The organism is Longimicrobium sp., from assembly GCF_036387355.1.
Classification (GTDB): Bacteria; Gemmatimonadota; Gemmatimonadetes; order Longimicrobiales; family Longimicrobiaceae; genus Longimicrobium.
The window spans coordinates 1-18,569 of the sequence record NZ_DASVTX010000540.1; the positions used below are offsets into that span (position 1 = coordinate 1).

Below are 18,569 nucleotides of genomic sequence, written 5' to 3' on the forward strand. Positions count from 1 at the left end.
CCGACCGTGCACGTCGCGTTTTCCCCCCGCGCGGCGCTGCTGGCCGGCGCCGCGCTGATCCCCGCGGCGGTCCGCGTGCTGGACGCCGCCGCACGCGACCTGGGTGCGAACCCCGCGCTGCGGGCGCGGCTCGTGGCCGAGTTGTGCGACGCGGGGGGCGCGTGCGGCATGGTGGGCGGGCAGCAACTGGACCTGGAGGGCGAGGCCGGCGCCGTGGTGGACGGCGCGGGGCTGGAGCAGATCCATCGCGCCAAGACGGGCGCCCTGCTGGCCGCCTCGCTGCGCATCGGCGCGCTGGCCGCCGGCGCGGGTGACGAGGCGCTGCACGGGCTCACGATCTACGGACGCGAGCTGGGGCTGGCGTTTCAGATCGTGGACGACGTGCTGGACGTCACGCAGGCGGACGCGGTGCTGGGGAAGACGGCGGGCAAGGACGCCAACACCGGCAAGGCGACGTATCCCTCGCTCTTCGGGCTGGAGCGGGCGCGGGAGATGGCGCGCAAACGGGTAGACCGGGCCGTCGGTGCGCTGGACAGGGCGGGGATCGCCTCCGCGGAGCTGCGCGCGCTGGCGGCGTACGTGCTGGAGCGCGATCGATGAACCAACTGCGCGAGTTCTTTGAGCCGGCCATCGGATGGAACCCGCCGCTCGCCCTCGCGCTGCTGGCCATGATGACGGCGCAGGGCTTCAAGTTCCTGCGCTCGCTGGTGCGGCGGAACCGGCCGGACTTCACCCGGCTCATCGGGACGGGCGGCATGCCCTCCGCGCACTCCGCCTCGGTGACGGCGCTGTCCACGGCGGTGGGAATCGGGCACGGGTGGGGGTCGCCGCTCTTCGGCGTGGCGGCGTTCTTCTCGCTCGTGACCATGTACGACGCCACGGGAATCCGCCGCGCGGCGGGGCGGCAGGCGCAGCTGCTCAACCGTCTGGTGGCCGAACTGCAGGAGCACCACACGCTCAACTTCGAGCGCCTGGGCGAGCTTCTGGGCCACACGCCGCTGGAGGTGCTGGTCGGCGCCGTCTATGGCGCGCTGCTCGCCTTTCTGCTACACCCTTGAAACTGAGGATCAGCGCGCGTACGGCGGGGCCAGGAGAAGCCCTGGCACAGCCTTGTAGTGCTTCAGGTTGAACGTGCAGAGCGTGGCGCCGGCGCCGACCGCAGTGGCGGCGATCAGGGCGTCGAGCAGGCCGAGACTGTGGGAAAGGTGCAGCTTGGCGAAATCAGAGAGGGCGCGCGCGCAGTCGGCCTGAGAGGGCCAGACGACCGGCAACGGCGCGACGAGGTGCAGTGCGCGGCGTACTTCATCCCCGTTGCGAGCGGTCTGGATCAGTTCCATGACTACAATGCCAGGAACGGAGGGCAGTTCGTCCAGTCCGGCGAACCATTCCACCGCGGGGGGGTGGCGGCGCTGAACATCGATCAGGACATCCGAATCCAGAAGGATCACGGGCGCTCTCGCCGCACACGTTCCGCGGCCTCGCGAACCTGGCGTGCATACCGGGGGGCGTCGTCGATGTCCGGCCGCGAGCCGATGATTCCGGCCTGCTCCCAGTAGGCCACGAGTTCGCGCCCATTGCGGGGCCGCTCCATCGGCGCGGGGAGCCGGTTGCCCGCAAGGACACGGAGCGCGTACTCATCCAGCGGCAGTCCAAGCTGTGCCGCTTCGGCCGCGAGAGCGCGCTCCAGTTCCTGAGGAAGATCGAGGATGATGGTCACGTCCACTCCGGATTCGGGTAAGGTACTGAATCTAGTACCCTGCTCGGCGGCATGCGATGCAGCTGATTCCGGCGCAAGCGGCGGGCCGACATTGACGGCCCGCGCTTTGCTTTATAGCATAAAGTAACGGGCGGGCGTTCACTGTGCCGGCTCCGCGGCGCGCGGAAGCGCGAAGCGCGGTGCAGACAGTTGGATGAGCGCCGTTCAGGCGGTAAATTGGACGGGTGCCCCAGGGCGAAGACCGCCGGGGCCCCAACATCGCAGCTTTTCAACGAGGCCCCCGTGGCGCTTCTGGATACGGTCAGGACCCCCGAAGACGTGCGCGCGCTGCCGGAATCGGATCTTCCGCAGCTCTGCGCCGATGTGCGCGACCGCATCATCGATGTCGTTTCGCGCCACAAGGGCGCGCACTTCGGCTCCAACCTGGGCACGGTGGAGCTTACCGTGGCCCTGCACCGCGTCTTTGACACGCCGCGCGACCAGCTGATCTGGGACGTGGGCCACCAGGCCTATCCCCACAAGATCCTCACCGGGCGCAACGACCGGCTGGACAGCATCCGCAAGCGCGGCGGGCTGAGCGGCTTCCTGCGCCGCGACGAGAGCGAGTACGACGTATTCGGCGCCGGGCACGCGGGCACCAGCATCAGTGCCGCGGTGGGCGTGGCGGCCGCGCGCGACATCAAGGGCGAAGACTTCGACGTGGTGGCCGTCATCGGCGACGGCTCCATGACGTGCGGGCTGCCGTACGAGGCGCTCAACAACGCCGGGCACACCGACCGCGACGTCATCGTGGTGCTGAACGACAACCAGATGTCCATCTCCCCCAACGTGGGGGCGCTGCACAAGTACCTGGGCATCCACAAGAAGCTCACCGACGTCCGCACCTCGCCGCTGTACAACAAGGTGCGCGCGGAAGTGAAGCGCCTCGTTCACCAGGCGCCCAAACTGGGCACCATCGGCGAAATGCTGGAGCACTTTGCCGTGCGGGCGGACGACGCCATGAAGGGGATGTTCGTTCCCGGCATGCTGTTCGAGGAACTGGGCTTTCGCTACGTGGGCCCCGTGGACGGCCACGACATCAACGCGCTGGTCCGCACCTTTGAGCAGGTGCGCAAGATGGAGGGGCCGCGCCTGGTGCACGTGCTGACCACCAAGGGCAAGGGCTTCGCGCCGGCCGAGGCGGACCAGGTGAAGTGGCACGCCGCCGCCCTGTTCGACAAGGAAACGGGCGCGCCGCTCAAGAAGTCCGCGGGCGGGCTGCCGCGCTACCAGCAGGTGTTCGGCGAGGCGCTCACGGAACTGGCCGCGGAGGACAGGACGGTGGTCGGCATCACCGCCGCCATGGCGACGGGGACGGGGATGGACATCTTTCAGGCCGGCCACCCGGACCGCTTCTTTGACGTGGGGATCGCGGAAGGGCACGCCGTCACCTTTGCCGCCGGCCTTGCGACGCAGGGGCTGCGGCCCGTCGTAGCCATCTACAGCACCTTTCTGCAGCGCGCGTACGACAACATCGTGCACGACGTGGCGCTGCAGGACCTGCCGGTGACCTTTGTGATGGACCGCGCCGGCATCGCGGGCGACGACGGCGCCACGCACCACGGCGGCATCGACATCGGCTACATGCTGTCCATCCCCGGCATCACCGTGGCCGCGCCGCGCGACGCGGACGAGCTGATCGGGCTGCTGCGGACCTCGTTCGCGCACGCGGGCGGGCCGTTCAGCATCCGCATTCCCCGCGACGCCGTGCCCGCGCTCCCCCGCCCGGTGGCGGAGATCGAGGCGGTGCCGTACGGCACCTGGCAGACGCTGCGCGAGGGGCGCGACGTGGCCATCCTGGCGACGGGGACCATGGTGAACCCCGCCGTGGCCGCCGCGGAGGCGCTGCAGCGCGAGGGGATCTCGGCCACGGTGGTCAACTGCCGCTTCATTAAGCCGCTGGACGAGGCCGCGCTGGAGCGCCTGTTCCCCCATCACCCGCACGTGCTTACGGTGGAGGAGGGGACGGTGGCCAACGGCTTTGGCGCATACGTGCGCAAGGCCATCGACGACCGCTGGCCGCAGGTGGCCGGCGCGTCCATGGGGCTGCCGGACGCCTTTGTGGAGCACGGCGAGCGCGCGGACCTGCTGGCCGACCTGGGCCTGTGTGCCGAGGGGATCGCCGCGCGGGCCCGGGCGTTGCTGGGCCGGCCGCTGCGCTCGCTGGCCGAAACGGCGTGAGCGCCCCCGGCCGCGCGCCGCGCCGCATTGGCGTGGTAGGGCACTCGCACTACGGAATGCTGCAGGAAACCCTCACCCGTCTGGCGGATTTCGCCCGGCGGGAGGGGGTTTCGCTGTTCTACGAGCCGCCGCTGCGCGAGTTCGTGGGCGATGGCGAGCCGCTGACGCCGGAGATGTGCGCCGGGCTGGACTTGCTCCTCACGCTGGGTGGCGACGGCACGCTGCTGCGCGGCGCGCGCCTGGTGGTGCGCGAGGGCGTCCCCGTGCTGGGGGTGAACCTGGGGCACCTGGGGTTCCTGACCTCTGCGCCGCGCGACGGGGTGGAGGAGGCGCTGGAGCGGTGGATCGCGGGAGACTTCCGGATCGATGAGCGCATGGCGCTGGAGTGCCACGCCGAGACGGCGGACGGGCAGCAGGGGAGGCGGCACCTGGCGCTGAACGACGCGGTGCTGCACAAGACGGGCGCCGCGCGCGTCATCCGCCTTGCGGTGAGCGCGTACCAGGACGTGGTGGGGAGCTACAGCGCGGACGGGATCATCCTCGCCACGCCGACCGGATCGACGGCGTACTCGCTGTCCGCGGGGGGGCCCATCGTGTCGCCCTCCGTGCACTGCATCATCGCCACGCCCATCTGCCCGCACACGCTGGGGGTGCGGCCGCTGGTGCTCCCCGCGGACGAGACGGTGACCGTGGAGGTGCTTTCGCCCACGGAGGAGCTGATCCTGACCATCGACGGGCAGGACCACGAGCGCCTGACCCCCGGGCAGAAGGTGGTCGTCTACCGCGCTCCCCATCCCGTGCGCCTCGTCCGCTTCTCCGGCCAGACCTTCTTCAGCACGCTGCGCCGCAAGCTGCGCTGGGGCGACTTGGTAGAACGCGAGTGAGAGGGGGCGCCCCCGCATTTCCGGAGCGTGGCTGAGATGGAGATCATACGGCGGGTCCGTGCATCGGCACTGGCCCGCCGCTCGCATTTGGTGGATGGCGCGCCGCGCGGCGATGTGCGCGCGCGAGCCCTGGCCCGGTGACACACGGACGCATGCCCCTGGCGCACCTGTTCGGCGACGCGACGCTCCGGCTGCTGGCCGCGCGCACGCCCAAGCCTGTCCTCACGTACCCGCTCCCGCGGGTGGACACCTCCGCCGTGCGCCGGGTGGACCCCATCGTGGTCCCGGCGAACGGGCTGGAGATCACCTGCGAAACGTTCGGCGAGCCCACCGATCCGCCCGTCCTGCTCATCATGGGCCTGGCCGCGCAGATGGTGCAGTGGGACGACGAGTTCTGCCTGCGGCTGGCGGCCCAAGGGTTCTACGTGATCCGCTTTGACAACCGCGACATCGGGCGCAGCACGTGGATGACGGGCGCGCCGGTGCCGCGGCTCGTGGCGCTGCTCGGGGCCAAGCGGCGCGGGCTTCCGCTGCAGGTGCCGTATCTGCTGGACGACATGGCGCGCGACACCCTGGGCGTGCTGGACGCGCTGGGGATCGATTCGGCGCACGTAGTGGGAGTGTCGATGGGCGGAATGATCGCCCAGAGCGTGGCCGCGCTGGCGCCGCACCGACTGCGGTCGCTCACGAGCATCATGTCGCACACGGGGGAGGACGATGCGCCGCATCCGCACTGGCGCGCCTCCGCCGCGCTGTTCATCCCCGTGCCGCGGGGAAGGGAGGCGGCGGTGCGCCGCGCGGTTCCCGTGTGGCGGATTCTGAACGGGCACGGGATCGCCATCGACCTGGCGCGCACGCGATCGCAGGCGCTCCGGGCGTACGAGCGCGGCCGGAACCCGTCCGGCGTGGCGCGGCAACTCGCGGCCATTCTGGCCAGCCCCAGCCGCGCGGATTCCCTGCGCGCGCTGCGGGTGCCGACACTGGTGATCCACGGGGATGAAGATCCGCTGATCCCCACGGCGGGCGGGCGCCGCACGGCCGCGCTGGTCGCGGGTTCCCGGCTGGAGATCATCCCCGGAATGGGCCATGCGCTCGCGCCGCCGCTGTGGGACACCCTCATCGACCGCATCACCAATCACGCGCGCGCCGCGGACGAGGCCCGCGCCGGGCCGGGGTGAAGGCCGGCCGGGCACCCCGCCAGGGCGACAAGTCATTGCGCCCCAGATACTTGTGGGCACCGATCAGTGTCATCCTGAGCGGAGCGCTGCACCGGACCTTCCGCCGCGCAGGACTGTGGCGCGGAGTCGAAGGATCCGCGTGCCGCCGAGCCAACGTCGCGACACACACGCCCGTTCTCACCGGCGCAGCAGATCCTGCGTCGGCGCCAGGGGTTCGGCGCCGCTGAAGGTGCGTCCGGCGCCTCCTCAGAGGGTGTTGAGAAACCCACTTTCCTGCCACCTCGGCGCGTGAGCGTCATCCTGAAGGAGCAGCGCACTGAACCGTCCACTCACGCCAGACCCTGTGCGACGGAAGGATCCCGGACCGGGGCGTCCGTGTGGCCGCTGCCCGGCGCGGCGTCCCCCGGCCCCCCTCGCGGCGTACGCAGGTCGGGAGCGCGCCGCGCAGCCTGTAGTGCGTCGGCTGCCGTGTGGCGGGATTCTTCAGTCGGCGCCAGAGTAGGAGCACATGATCGGCCCCGCCGGCGCCTCCTTCAGAATGACACTCACAGGCCGAGGCGTTGCAACGGCGTGTTTCTCAACACGCTCTCAGGATGACAACTGTCTGCGCTGTAACTAGTTAGGAGCGCCGGACCTGTCATCCTGAGCGTATCGCTGCGCCGGAATCCTCTGCCGCGCCGAACCGTGGCGCGGAGTCGAAGGATCTACCTGCCCCGAGCCAACGTCGCGACACGCACGCCCGTTCTCGCGGGCGCAGCAGATCCTTCGTCGGCGCCAAGGTGCCGTGCCGGCGCAAGTGCCTCCGGCGCCTCCTCAGGATGACAAACTTTTGCGGGGCAGACAGTTACGAGGATCAGGAGCCGTCATCCTGAACATCGCTGGTCCCGGCGCCGCGACGCCTGCCCGCGCGATGGACGGTCCGATCCCTGATGTGCCGACGACGATGGGTCAGCCGAAAAGGTCGGCAACGACGGAAGCGGGGGAGCCAGGTCCATGGGCTCCCCCGCTTTCGTCGCTCCTCGAAGGACCCGTCAGGCCGAGGCCGCGGGTGCGTAGCGGGCCCGCAGCTCGTCGCCGTGCTTCAGGATGGGCTCGATGCGGCTCCGCGCATAGCCGAGCGAGGTGGCCTGAGCCAGCAGCCGCTCCGCCTGCTCGCGGTCGCCGCGGATGGCGGCGAGCAGCGCAAGGTTGACCCGCGGGACGGAGTACTCGGGATCGATCTCGATGGCGTCCGCCAGGTGGCCGGAAGCGGCGTCCCACTCGCCCAGTTCGATCTCCGCGGCGGCCAGGTTGTTGAGCACCATGGCCTCCGCGTCCGCCGTCTTTCCCGGCCACGAGAGCCACATCACCCGCTTGAGCCCGGGCCGCTCGCGAATGGTTTCCAGGAACCGCCGCGAAAACTCGGCCGACTTCTCGTACTTGCCCTGCGCCATCAGCCTGCGGCCGGCTAGCATGTCGCGGTAGAACGTCCGCATGATGCGCCCGGGCAGCAGCAGAACGACGGCGACGGCGAACAGGGCCATCGGTCCGCCGTCCCGCGGCAGCAGCAGCGCCAGCGCGACGACCAGAATCGCCGCCGCGGCAAACCATCCCAGCCGGAACCGGGCGACGCGCGTCACCGTCCCCCCGTGCGAGAGACGGGGGGGAGGCGAGCGCGCGCTGCGACGGTCTGCATGTGGTTGGCTACTGCATGCGGGGCGTGGCCCGGCCGGGGCGCCCCGCCGGCGCGGGAGGCACGACGCGGCGCGACAGCGAATCGAACGCCGGGGCGGGCGTGTTCAGCGCCGGGGGAGGAATGTTCAGCACCGGCGGCGAAAGCCGGTTCATGGAATCGCGGCGCGCGGAGTCGGCCTTTGGCGGGGCGGGGCGCAGGGCGGACAGGCTGTCCACCCGCTTGGCAACCTGCTCCCACGCCTCCGCCAGCGCGCCGGGATCGTTGCGGTGCGCATCCACCCAGGCCAGCATCTGCCTGTCCGTAACGCCGAACTTCTTGAGCACGGCCTTGCGCTCCGCCTCGGTGGCGGTGGCCGGCAGCATGCGCAGCGCCACGTTGGCCGCCACGAAGCGGTCGCGGGGAACAACCCCCTTCCGCTCGCCGCCCCCGCCGCACGCGGCGAGCATCAGGGCAAGAAGCAGGACGTACGAGGTGCGAGAAATCACATTCGGTCCTTGCAGATAACCACAATCCACGCAAGCGGATCGGCGCACTTCCATCAACCACGTTCCCAAGCGCCGCATTCTCAACGCGCTCGAACCCCGAGAGGCTACCGGCGGCGCGCGCGCGTGTCAACCCGCCGCGTTGCGCCGCTCCGGGCCGCCCCGTAGCTTCGGACGAACGACCGAGCCATTCACGATGCACCCGCAGACGCAACGAATGCCACGTCTCTCGTCACGCGCCCGCCTGCTGCCGGCGGTGGTTGCGGCGCTCGCCGCGGCGCACCCGGTGGCGGCGCAGGACGCGCCGCCCTCGCCCGAGCAGGTGCTGGGCTACGCCCTGGGCGAACGCTTCACCCCGTACGCCGGCGTGCAGCGCTACAGCCAGGCGCTGGCCGAAGCCTCGCCGCTGGTGGACTACCGTCCGTACGGGCGCACGCCGGAAGGGCGCGAGCTGTTTCAGCTGGTGATCGCCTCGCAGCGCAACCTGCAGAACCTGCCCGCCATCCTGGCCGCCAACGCCGAGCTTACCCGGCCGGAAACGTCGCCGGAGCGCGCGCGGCAGGTGGGGGCATCCAACCCGGCCGTGGTTTACTTCAGCTACGGCGTGCACGGCAACGAGAGCTCGTCCAGCGAGGCCGCGCTGTGGACCGCGTGGGACCTGGCCCGCAACGCCGCCGAGGTGCGCGGCGTGCTGGACTCGCTGGTGGTCATCATCGACCCCGTCACAAACCCCGACGGGCGCGACCGCTACGTGAACTGGTTCCAGTCGGTGGTGGGCGCGGCGCCCAACGTGAACCCGCAGGCGCGCGAGCACCGCGAGCCGTGGCCGGGCGGGCGCTTCAACCACTACCTGTTCGACCTGAACCGCGACTGGAGCTGGGCCACGCAGCCGGAAACCAAGGCGCGGCTGGCCACGTGGTGGCAGTGGAACCCGCAGGTGCACGTGGACTTCCACGAAATGTTCTACAACTCGTCGTACTTCTTCTTTCCCGCGGCGGCGCCCATCAACCCCATCTACCCGGCGCACATCCTGGCGTGGGGGCGGCGCTTCGGGCAGGGGAACGCGCGGGCTTTTGATGCGCAGGGGTGGGCCTACTACACCGGCGAGGCGTTCGACCTGTTCTACCCCGGCTACGGCGACAGCTGGCCCAGCCTTACCGGCGCGGTGGGGATGACGTACGAGCAGGCCGGCCACGGCGCGGCGGGGCTCGCAATCCAGCAGGAATCCGGCGACACGCTGACGCTGCGCGACCGCGCCCTGCACCACCGCGCCAGCGGGCAGGCCACGCTGCGCACCGCGGCCAGCGGCAAGAGCGCGCTGCTGAACGACTTTGCGCAGGGGCAGCGCACGGCGGGGCAGGGCGAGGCGGACTTCCTGCTCGTCCCCGGCGAGGACCCCACGCGGGTGGAGGCGCTGGTGGCGCACCTGCGGCGGCAGGGGATCGAGGTGGAGCGCGCCTCCGGCGGCTTCAACGCGCGGGCGACGGCCTACCCGGGCTTTGCGGCGCGCGGCCAGTTCCCCGCGGGGACGTACCGCGTCCGCGCCCGCCAGGCGCGCGGCCGCCTGGCGGTAACGCTGCTGCAGCCGGAAACGGAACTCAAGGCGGAGTACTCGTACGACGTGAGCGCCTGGTCGCTGCCGTACGCGTACGGCGTGTCGGCGTACCGCGCCGGGGCGGGCGCGGGGACCGGGTGGACGCCGGTTTCCGCCCCGGCGGAAGGCGTGGGCACGGCGCGGGCGCAGCCGGCCACCTACGGCTGGCTGGTGGCGCCGGGCGGTGCGGCGGGCGGGCCGGTGATCCGCTTCCTGGCCGCGGGCGGCCGGGCGAGCGTGGTGACGCGCCCCAGCACCTTTGCGGGGCGGCGCTGGCCGGCGGGAACATGGTTCATCCCCGCGCGCGGCAACGACACCGTGCAGGGGCGCATCACCCGGGCCGGGCTGGGCGGGCTGGCCGTCCCCGTGTCGTCGGGGATGGCGGAAAGCGGCATTGACCTGGGGAGCGAGAACGTCGCCCGCACGCGGCTGCCGCGCGTAGCCGTCATCGGCGGCGAAGGCGTCGCGGCCACCTCGTTCGGCGCGCACTGGTTCTACCTGGAGCAGGAGCTGGGGCTTCCCTTTGACGCCGTGCAGGCGCAGGAACTGACGTCGCTGAACCTGTCCCGGTACGACGTCCTGGTGCTTCCGGAAGCATCGCCGCGCGCGCTGCGCGGCGCGGAGGACGCGCTCAAGACCTGGATCAGCAACGGCGGCCGTCTGGTGGCCGTGGGCGACGGCGCCGCGGCGGCGGCGGCGCTGGTGGACGTCAAGACCCGCGAGGCGGGCACGAGCGACAGCGCGCGCGGCGGGCCGTCGCGCTACCTGGCCGGCCGCGAGGAGCGGCAGCGGCAGGAGTGGCGGCAGGAGGTGCCCGGCACCATCCTTCCCCTGCGGCTGGACCCGGCGCACCCGCTCTCGTTCGGCGCGGGGCTGGACGGGCGCCCGGACGAAACATTCGCCCTGCACACCGGCTCGCTCGTCTTTGAGCCCTCCGCCGGGGTGGAGACGGTGGCGTACTTCCCGGAGCGGCTCACGCGCATCAGCGGCGTCATCAGCCCCGAGAACCTGCGGCGCCTGCAGCAGGGGTCGTGGGTGGTGAGCAAGCGGATGGGCGGCGGCAGCGTGGTGCTGTTCGCCGACGATCCACTGTTCCGCCTGTTCTGGCGGGCCACCAACCCCATCTACGTGAACGCCATCCTGCTGGGCCCCTGACCACGCCGGGTTCCGGTGGATGGAAAAGCGGCGCCCGTGCTCTCCGGAGCACGGGCGCCGCGTTGTCCATTCCGCCGCGGCCTCGGTCGTTTGACCCTTGATGCTTTCGTGCACGGCGGTAAGTTCGGGGACCATCCCGGCCGCCGCCCCCGCGAGGGCGCCGCCGCCGGCCCTGTGCCTCCGGAACGAGATTCTGACGGATGATTCAGCGCTGACCGGGTAGGGACGCCTCCGGGAGCCCTCCCACCCGCAACCCTTTGCGCCGCGCCCGCTCCGGCGGCCGCGGCGGCACGACTCCCGGGGTCCCTGCACACCCGATCACGCACGCCCGTCCCCCGCTTTGGCCGCGGGACGGGAGAAATGGACGTCCGCATGACCGCCGTACACGAAACACCCATCCCGGGCAGCGAACCGCTCCCGCGCATGCGCACCGCCATTGCGCAGTCGCTGCGGGGCGCGCACGCGCACGACTACACGCAGGGGCCCATCGGCCGCTCCGTGCTCCTGCTCGCCATTCCCATGGTGCTGGAGGTGGCGCTGGAAAGCGTCTTTGCCCTCACCGACATCTTCTTCGTGTCCCGCCTGGGCGAAGCCTCCGTCGCGGCGGTCGGGCTCACCGAGTCCATGCTGGCCATCGTCTACGCCCTGGCCATGGGGCTGGGGATGGGCGCCGCCGCCGTGGTGGCCCGCCGCGTAGGCGAGCGCGACGCCGAGGGGGCCGCGCGCTCCGCAGTGCAGGCCGTGGCCGTGGCCGCCGGCATCTCGCTGGTGCTGGGGATCGCGGGCTTTCTGCTCGCCCCGTGGCTGCTGGCGGCCATGGGCGCTTCGCCCGAGGTGATCCGGGTGGGGACCGGCTACGCGCGCATCATGCTGGGCGGCCAGGCGGCGGTCATCCTGCTCTTTGTGGTGAACGCCATCTTTCGCGGCGCGGGCGACCCGGCCATCGCCATGCGCGTGCTCTGGCTGGCCAACGGCATCAACATCGTGCTGGGGCCGCTGCTGATCTTTGGCGTGGGGCCGTTTCCGCGCTTGGGGGTCACGGGCGCGGCGGTGGCCACCACCTTCGGGCGCTCGGTGGGCGCGGCGTTCGCGCTGTGGCGGCTCACGCGTCCCGAGGGGCACTTTCAGGTGCGGCGGCGGCACCTGCGGCTGGATCCGGGGACGATGCGGCAGATCGTGCGGCTTTCCGGGTCCACCACGCTGCAGGCGCTCATCGCCACGGCGAGCTGGCTGGGGCTGGTGCGCATCGTGGCCAGCTTCGGCGACCCGGCGGTGGCGGGGTACACGGTGGCGCTGCGCGTGGTGGTCACCGCCATTCTGCCCAGCTGGGGGCTGAGCAACGCCGCGGCGACCATGGTGGGCCAGGCGCTCGGCGCGGGGAAGCCGGACCGCGCCGAACGCGCGGTGTGGACAGCGTGCCGCTACAACCTGGCCTTCCTGGCGGCGGTGGGTGTGCTGTTCGTCGCGCTCGCGCACCCCATCGTGGGCGTGTTCACGCGGGAGCCGGAGGCCATGCGCATCGCCGTGGCGGGGCTGCGCATCATCGCGGCGGGCTTTCCGCTCTACGCCTTTGGGATGGTGCTGACGCAGTCGTTCAACGGGGCGGGGGATACGTGGACGCCCACGTGGATCAATCTGGGCATTTTCTGGGCGTTCGAAATCCCGCTGGCGTACCTGCTTGCCGTGCACCTGGGGATGGGCCCCGCGGGCGCGTTCACGGCCGTGACCATCGCCTTTTCCGCCCTGGCCGGGGTGAGCGCGATCCTGTTCCGGCGCGGGAGCTGGAAGACAAAGCGGGTGTGAGGAAGGGCACGGCGCCCAGGTTCTACTGCCTAGTGCCCAGGTTCCAGTGCTCAGGTGTGGCGCCCCGGCTCCGCACCTGAGCACTTCGTACTTTGTACTTGGCACTGGGCACTTGGCACTTGGCACTGGGCACTTGGTTGATACCGTGCCCCACGTGGCGTCATGTGCGCGATGTGCGCTTCGGTCGCGCCACGTGTGGTATTCCCTTGCTTTTCACCGGCCCGAGCCCTTGACCGGGGGCTCGGGCCGGTACAGCTTTCCGGGGGTCCACCGCGTCCGCTTTGTCCCCCGAATCCGCGCATGCCGGTCTACTACTACGGAACCGTTCCGGTGCTCGCCTGGATCATCAACCACTTCCTGTACGGAGGGGTGCACTACGCGTGGGTGGCGGCGGAATTCCACCCCGCCGCCACCAATCCCAAGTCGTCGAACCCGTACATGATCTATGCGGATCTCTACCTGCCGTGGCTCATGCGCGACCGGCACGACCACGCGGTCAAGGACATTCGGCGCAGCCTGGCGGGCGCGGTCACCAACGTCGCCAACAGGGGGCGGATCGACGCCGTCACCGCCGCCCGCCTGCGCCGGATCTGCATGGAGGCGAGCATGGAGTTTTTCTATCCCGTCGTGTACCGCGTGGACCTGACGCGGATCGACCAGTCCCGGCGCGTGGTGGCGGGCTCGGGGCTGGAAGGGTCGCGAGAAGTTCTCGTTCCCGATCTGCGGGAAGACGAGTTTGACCTGCTGTTCGCGGACAATCGCCGCGATGAAAGCTTCGGACAGCTTGTGGGACGGGACTGGAGCGCCGCCCAGCCGATGGACGGGCGCGACGTACTCGGCTTTCTTGAAGATCGGAGCGCCGCATGAACACGGAACGCGAGTTTCGGATCCTGGATCGTGAGCAGATCAGCCGCATCCTGGAGCCCGCGAACCAGGAGCAATTCGAGGCATGGGACCGCGTCGTCAGCGGTATGCACACGATGCTCAAGCTGCGGTCCCGGTACTATCCCCGGCCGTTTGTTGACGAAGCATTCGGGCGAGAGCAGATCGAGCGGGGGCTCAGCGTCATGCGGGGGACAGAACTCGGCGCTGTGGCGGAGCAGAACGTCCGCAGAGTGCACGAGGTGGTGGCTGGCGCCGACCGGGGCTGCAGGGCGTGCTGGGACGCCGTGGACGACATTATCGACCTGATGCTGGACGAGGACGCCGCGATGCAGGCCTACCCCGGCCCGCCGCCCGTGCTCACCTACACCACTCCTCGCCAGCGCTTTGCTCCTGCGTGACAGGACGGCTGGACCAGAAGCTCCTTCGGAGCATCCCGTCGGGGCTTCTGCCGTTTCGTCGGAACGGGCGGACGAGAGCACGCGTAGGTCACGCCGATACTGACGTTTCGGCAGGTTGGGGCGGCATGGAGTTTGTCTTGTTTTCGGACAGCAGGCCCGGCGGGAAGGGGGTGTCGAGTGACAGCACGCGCGCCCCACTGAAGCCCGTCAGCGGCTCCGCCGGGCACCGGACAAGATGATGATCCACAGACACTTGCGAGACATATGATCAACTTCGAGCGTTTGACCGTCAAATCGGCGGAGGCCATTCAGGAGGCTTCCAACGAGGCGCGCAGGGCGGGGAACCCCACCATCGAAGACCTGCACCTGCTTTCGGCGCTTCTGGAGCAGGAAGAGGGGATCGTCGTTCCCATTCTGCAGAAGGTGGGGGTGAACGCCACGCGCCTGCGCACGGAGGTGGACGCAGCGCGCGCCCGGCTGCCCAGGCAGTCCGGCGGCGCCAACCCCACCATTTCGCGCGAGCTGAACGAAGCCCTGGACCGCGCGGAAGAGGAAGCGCGCACCCTGAAGGACGAGTACATCAGCACCGAGCACCTGCTGCTGGGGCTGGCGGAAAAGGGCTTCAGCACGCGCGACCTGCTGCGGGGCCAGGGCGCGAGCCCCGATGCGCTGCGGCAGGCGCTGGAGCAGGTGCGCGGCTCGCACCGGGTGACGGACCAGAACCCCGAAGACAAGTACCAGGCGCTGCAGCGCTTCAGCACGGACCTCACGGAGCGCGCCCGCCGCGGCAAGCTGGACCCGGTCATCGGGCGCGACGAGGAGATCCGGCGCGTGGTGCAGGTGCTCAGCCGGCGCACCAAGAACAATCCCGTGCTCATCGGCGAGCCGGGCGTGGGCAAGACGGCCATCGCCGAGGGGCTGGCGCAGCGCATCGTGAACGGTGACGTGCCCGAGGGGCTGCGCGACAAGACGCTCATCTCGCTGGACATCGGCAGCATGCTGGCCGGCGCCAAGTACCGCGGCGAGTTCGAGGAGCGCCTCAAGAGCGTGCTCAAGGAACTGAGCGACTCGGCGGGCAAGTTCATCGTCTTCATCGACGAGCTGCACACCATCGTGGGTGCGGGCAAGACAGAGGGTTCGCCCGACGCCGGCAACATGCTCAAGCCGGCGCTGGCCCGCGGCGAACTGCGGCTGGTGGGCGCGACGACGCTGGACGAGTACCGGCAGTACATCGAAAAGGACGCCGCCCTGGAGCGCCGCTTTCAGCCCGTGTTCGTGGGCGAGCCCAGCGTGGAGGCGACGATCGCCATTCTGCGCGGGCTCAAGGAGCGGTACGAGGTGCACCACGGCGTGCGCATTACCGATCCCGCCATCGTGGCGGCGGCCACGCTCAGCAACCGCTACATCGGCGACCGCTTTCTGCCCGACAAGGCCATCGACCTGATCGACGAGGCCGCCAGCAGGCTGCGCATTGAGATCGACTCGCTTCCGCAGGAGATTGACGAGGTGGAGCGGCGCATCATGCAGCTGGAAATCGAGCGGCAGGCGCTGTCGCGCGAAAGCGACCCGGCCAGCCGCGACCGGCTGCAGCGGCTGGAGCAGGAGCTGGCCGGCCTGCGCGAAAGCTCGTCGGGAATGAAGGCCCAGTGGCAGTCGGAAAAGTCCGTGATCGCCGACCTGCGCGACAAGAAGGAGAAGCTGGACGCGCTCAAGGTGGAGCTGGACCGCGCCTCGCGCACCGGCGACTTGAACCGCGCGGCCGAGATCCAGTACGGCGCCATTCCGCAGCTGCAGAAGGAAGTGGCCGCCGAAGAGCAGCGCCTGGGCGAACTGCAGCAGCAGTCGCGCTTTCTCAAGGAAGAGGTGGACGCCGAGGACATAGCCGAGGTGGTCGCGCGGTGGACGGGCATTCCCGTCACGCGGATGATCCAGAGCGACCGCGAGCGGCTGGCGCGGCTGGACGAGCACCTGAACCTGCGGGTGATCGGGCAGCCGGAGGCCACGCAGGCCGTGGCCGACGCGGTGCGCCGCTCGCGGTCGGGAATGCAGGACCCCAACCGGCCCATCGGCAGCTTCATCTTCCTCGGCCCCACCGGCGTGGGCAAGACGGAGACGGCGCGCGCGCTGGCGCAGTTCCTGTTCGACGACGAGGACGCCATGGTGCGCATCGACATGTCGGAGTACATGGAGAAGCACGCCGTGAGCCGGCTGGTGGGCGCGCCTCCGGGGTATGTGGGCTACGAGGAGGGCGGCCAGCTCACCGAGGCGGTGCGCCGGCGCCCGTACTGCGTAATCCTGTTCGACGAGATCGAAAAGGCGCACCCGGACGTCTTCAACATCCTCCTGCAGATTCTGGATGACGGGCGGGTGACGGACAGCCAGGGGCGCACGGTGAACTTCCGCAACGCGGTCATCATCATGACCAGCAACATCGGAAGCCCGCTGATCCTGGACCAGGCTGCGCGCCTCGCCGATCCCGCCACCGCGGGGGACGTGGAAAAGCTGGTGCTGGGCGAGCTTCGCCAGCACTTTCGCCCGGAGTTCCTGAACCGGGTGGACGACGTGATCGTGTTCCGGCCGCTGGGCCGCGGCGAGCTGACCCACATCGTGGACCTGCAGCTGCGCCGGCTGGAGGGCCTGCTGGCGGACCGCAAGCTGTCGCTGCGGGTGACGGACGCGGCCAAGGCGTTCATCGCGGAGGAGGGGTACGACCCGGCGTACGGGGCGCGGCCGCTCAAGCGCGCCATTCAGCGGTTGCTGCAGAACCCGCTGGCGCTGCGCATTCTGGAGGGCGAGTTCCAGGAGGGCGACACGGTGGTGGTAGACCGGGAGCCTTCCGGCGGGCTCACCTTCCGGTCCGCCCCGCGGGCGGCCGCGGCGGCGGCCTGAGGCGGCATCCTTTCCACCCGCTGGCCAAGCGGTTACACTATCCGGGCGCGGCGATCCCTGCCGCGCCCGGTTTTCGTCGTTTCCCCCTCTTCGGAGGTCGCGTGCGTTCCAGGAATCTTCTTGTCTGCGCGGTGCTGGCCGGCGCGCTCACGGCGTGCGGCGGCGGCGCGCGGCCGGCGGTCACCCCGTCGGGAACGGTGGTGCAGGCGACGGCGCCCGCTTCGGCCGTGGAGCAGTTCATCGGCTATGCGCGGCAGAGCAAGTTTACCGAGATGGGGTACCTGTTCGGCACTTCGCGCGGCCCGCTGGCGGAGTCGCAGGCGCCGGAGCGCGTCGCGCGGCGCATGCAGGCCATCGCCTCGGTGCTGCGCAACGACTCCTACGCGCTCAACGCGGTGGTCAACACGCCGGGCCGTCCGGAGGCACGCACCGTCATGGTGGAGCTGCGCCAGGGCCGGCAGCGCCGGCAGGTGCCGTTCACGGTGGTGCAGGGCCCCGCGGGTACGTGGCTGGTGGAAGTGGTAGACATGCAGGCCGCCATCCGCCCCCGCTCCTGACGCGCCTCCGTTCCGAATCAAGATGAGCCTGCGCCCCGAACGGGGGCGCAGGCTCATTTTCGTATGTGAGATGACGGACTCGGCCGCAGAAAAACCTCGATGGAATCCCGGGAACGCGGAGGACGGAACCTCAGTGCCCGGCCTGCAGCAGTTCCGTAAGCACGCCGTTGGTGGAGCGGGGATGAAGGAACGCGACCAGGTGCCCGGCCGCGCCCGTGCGGGGCGCTTCGTCGATCAGCTGGCGGCCCTCGGCGCGGTGGCGCTCCAGCTCGGCGGCGAGGTCCGGAACGCGGTAGCACAGATGGTGCATTCCAGGGCCGCGCCTGGCCAGAAATTTGGCGACAGCCGAATCTTCGCGCGTGGGGGCCAGCAGTTCCAGCCGCCCTTCGCCGGTGCCCAGGAAGATCACTTCCACGCCCTGCGAATCCACCCGCTCCCGGCCGTACCCCTTGTGCCCGGTGATAGATTCGAACGCGGGGAGCGAATCATCCAGCGAGTGCACCGCGATTCCCACGTGGTCCAGCGCCCGCTCGGTCATCGGACTCCGTTTTGAGTTTGAGGTGTATCACTTGAGAGAAGCCGCGACAGAATAGCCCGCCACGGCGGGCGCGGCTACCGCACCGGGCCCGCGAGGCCCATGGACCGGAAGGCACGACAATGGCGACCAGCGCGAACATCGTAGAGATTACCGACGGCAACTTCCAGTCGGAGATCGCGAACGCGAACGGCGTTTCGATGGTGGATTTCTGGGCGGAGTGGTGCGGCCCCTGCCGCCTGATCGGCCCCTTTGTGGAGCAGCTGGCCGATGAGTACGCCGGCCAGGTGAAGGTGGGCAAGCTGGACGTGGACAGCAACCAGCAGACGGCCTCCAAGTTCAACGTGCGCTCCATCCCCACCATCCTGTTCTTCAAGGACGGCCAGGTGATTGACCAGGTGGTGGGCGCGGTGCCCAAGCAGGCGCTCGCCCGCAAGCTGCAGGAGCACCTGGGGGCCTGATCTTCCGGGATGGCGGGCGGGCGTCCACGGGCGCCCGCCCGCACTGCATTCCGCCCCTGTGGTTGCGGTTTGCGAGGCGCCGCGCGTGCCCCGTTCTGCTACGCGATTGGGCTGCAACAACTTGGGTTGCGGCATG

17 protein-coding genes are annotated in these 18,569 nt (G+C 70.2%); 12 read left to right on the plus strand and 5 right to left on the minus strand.

Going from position 1 to position 18,569, the window contains the following annotated elements; translation table 11 throughout:
- Nucleotides 1-600 (plus strand): polyprenyl synthetase family protein (locus tag VF665_RS23230; protein WP_331055868.1); only part of this gene is annotated, 600 nt, incomplete at its 5' end.
- A complete protein-coding gene (locus tag VF665_RS23235; RefSeq protein WP_331055869.1) occupies nucleotides 597-1,058 on the plus strand; it encodes a divergent PAP2 family protein in 462 nt (153 codons plus the stop codon). The genes VF665_RS23230 and VF665_RS23235, both read left to right, overlap by 4 nt.
- Before the next feature lie 9 nt (nucleotides 1,059-1,067).
- Here VF665_RS23235 and VF665_RS23240 read toward each other — a convergent pair whose 3' ends face one another.
- Together VF665_RS23240 and VF665_RS23245 are read right to left on the minus strand one after the other, a co-directional pair.
- Nucleotides 1,068-1,448: a PIN domain-containing protein gene (locus VF665_RS23240; protein WP_331055870.1), complete on the minus strand. Its 381-nt coding sequence runs from the start codon at nucleotides 1,446-1,448 to the stop codon at nucleotides 1,068-1,070.
- Nucleotides 1,445-1,717 carry a hypothetical protein gene (locus tag VF665_RS23245; protein WP_331055871.1) on the minus strand — a complete coding sequence of 91 codons (273 nt, stop codon included), beginning with the start codon at nucleotides 1,715-1,717 and terminating at the stop codon, nucleotides 1,445-1,447. The genes VF665_RS23240 and VF665_RS23245 overlap by 4 nt, the downstream gene beginning before the upstream one ends.
- Before the next feature lie 282 nt (nucleotides 1,718-1,999).
- Between VF665_RS23245 and dxs the strand changes: the two genes are divergently transcribed.
- From dxs to VF665_RS23260, 3 genes are all read left to right on the plus strand, one after another.
- Nucleotides 2,000-3,937: a 1-deoxy-D-xylulose-5-phosphate synthase gene (gene dxs, locus VF665_RS23250; RefSeq protein WP_331055872.1), complete on the plus strand. Its 1,938-nt coding sequence runs from the start codon at nucleotides 2,000-2,002 to the stop codon at nucleotides 3,935-3,937.
- Nucleotides 3,934-4,821, plus strand: a complete 888-nt coding sequence (locus VF665_RS23255) for an NAD(+)/NADH kinase (RefSeq protein ID WP_331055873.1) — start codon at nucleotides 3,934-3,936, stop codon at nucleotides 4,819-4,821. Before dxs ends, VF665_RS23255 begins: the two co-directional genes overlap by 4 nt.
- 152 nt (nucleotides 4,822-4,973) lie before the next feature.
- Complete coding sequence (locus tag VF665_RS23260) at nucleotides 4,974-5,999, plus strand: alpha/beta hydrolase (RefSeq protein ID WP_331055874.1); 1,026 nt, start codon at nucleotides 4,974-4,976, stop codon at nucleotides 5,997-5,999.
- Nucleotides 6,000-7,030: 1,031 nt separating this feature from the next.
- Here the strand turns inward: VF665_RS23260 and VF665_RS23265 are convergent.
- Nucleotides 7,031-7,618, minus strand: a complete 588-nt coding sequence (locus VF665_RS23265; RefSeq protein ID WP_331055875.1) for a hypothetical protein — start codon at nucleotides 7,616-7,618, stop codon at nucleotides 7,031-7,033.
- Between the two features lie 64 nt (nucleotides 7,619-7,682).
- A complete protein-coding gene (locus VF665_RS23270) occupies nucleotides 7,683-8,159 on the minus strand; it encodes a hypothetical protein (RefSeq protein WP_331055876.1) in 477 nt (158 codons plus the stop codon).
- 214 nt (nucleotides 8,160-8,373) lie between these two features.
- Between VF665_RS23270 and VF665_RS23275 the strand changes: the two genes are divergently transcribed.
- From VF665_RS23275 to VF665_RS23300, 6 genes are all read left to right on the plus strand, one after another.
- Complete coding sequence (locus VF665_RS23275) at nucleotides 8,374-10,905, plus strand: M14 metallopeptidase family protein (protein WP_331055877.1); 2,532 nt, start codon at nucleotides 8,374-8,376, stop codon at nucleotides 10,903-10,905.
- Nucleotides 10,906-11,277: 372 nt separating this feature from the next.
- Complete coding sequence (locus VF665_RS23280) at nucleotides 11,278-12,708, plus strand: MATE family efflux transporter (RefSeq protein WP_331055878.1); 1,431 nt, start codon at nucleotides 11,278-11,280, stop codon at nucleotides 12,706-12,708.
- 300 nt (nucleotides 12,709-13,008) lie between these two features.
- Nucleotides 13,009-13,575, plus strand: a complete 567-nt coding sequence (locus VF665_RS23285) for a hypothetical protein (protein ID WP_331055879.1) — start codon at nucleotides 13,009-13,011, stop codon at nucleotides 13,573-13,575.
- A complete protein-coding gene (locus tag VF665_RS23290) occupies nucleotides 13,572-13,991 on the plus strand; it encodes a hypothetical protein (RefSeq protein ID WP_331055880.1) in 420 nt (139 codons plus the stop codon). The genes VF665_RS23285 and VF665_RS23290 overlap by 4 nt, the downstream gene beginning before the upstream one ends.
- A gap of 267 nt (nucleotides 13,992-14,258) precedes the next feature.
- Nucleotides 14,259-16,880 carry an ATP-dependent chaperone ClpB gene (clpB, locus tag VF665_RS23295; protein ID WP_349263166.1) on the plus strand — a complete coding sequence of 874 codons (2,622 nt, stop codon included), beginning with the start codon at nucleotides 14,259-14,261 and terminating at the stop codon, nucleotides 16,878-16,880.
- 101 nt (nucleotides 16,881-16,981) lie between these two features.
- Nucleotides 16,982-17,437 (plus strand): hypothetical protein, encoded by a 456-nt coding sequence (locus VF665_RS23300; RefSeq protein WP_331055882.1) that lies wholly within the window; start codon nucleotides 16,982-16,984, stop codon nucleotides 17,435-17,437.
- Nucleotides 17,438-17,567: 130 nt separating this feature from the next.
- On the opposite strand, the gene mce is transcribed toward VF665_RS23300, so the two are convergent.
- Nucleotides 17,568-17,975 carry a methylmalonyl-CoA epimerase gene (gene mce / locus VF665_RS23305; protein ID WP_331055883.1) on the minus strand — a complete coding sequence of 136 codons (408 nt, stop codon included), beginning with the start codon at nucleotides 17,973-17,975 and terminating at the stop codon, nucleotides 17,568-17,570.
- Nucleotides 17,976-18,094: 119 nt separating this feature from the next.
- Here mce and trxA point away from each other — a divergent pair, with 119 nt between their 5' ends.
- A complete protein-coding gene (gene trxA, locus VF665_RS23310; protein WP_331055884.1) occupies nucleotides 18,095-18,433 on the plus strand; it encodes a thioredoxin in 339 nt (112 codons plus the stop codon).
- Nucleotides 18,434-18,569 lie beyond the last annotated feature (136 nt).

Coding starts and splice junctions, on each gene's coding strand:
- VF665_RS23235 (WP_331055869.1), top strand. CDS start 597: ATGAACCAACTGCGCGAGTTCTTTGAGCCGGCCATCGGATGGAACCCG.
- VF665_RS23260 (WP_331055874.1), top strand. CDS start 4,974: ATGCCCCTGGCGCACCTGTTCGGCGACGCGACGCTCCGGCTGCTGGCC.
- VF665_RS23275 (WP_331055877.1), top strand. CDS start 8,374: ATGCCACGTCTCTCGTCACGCGCCCGCCTGCTGCCGGCGGTGGTTGCG.
- VF665_RS23280 (WP_331055878.1), top strand. CDS start 11,278: ATGACCGCCGTACACGAAACACCCATCCCGGGCAGCGAACCGCTCCCG.
- VF665_RS23285 (WP_331055879.1), top strand. CDS start 13,009: ATGCCGGTCTACTACTACGGAACCGTTCCGGTGCTCGCCTGGATCATC.
- VF665_RS23290 (WP_331055880.1), top strand. CDS start 13,572: ATGAACACGGAACGCGAGTTTCGGATCCTGGATCGTGAGCAGATCAGC.
- mce (WP_331055883.1), bottom strand. CDS start 17,975: ATGACCGAGCGGGCGCTGGACCACGTGGGAATCGCGGTGCACTCGCTG.
- trxA (WP_331055884.1), top strand. CDS start 18,095: ATGGCGACCAGCGCGAACATCGTAGAGATTACCGACGGCAACTTCCAG.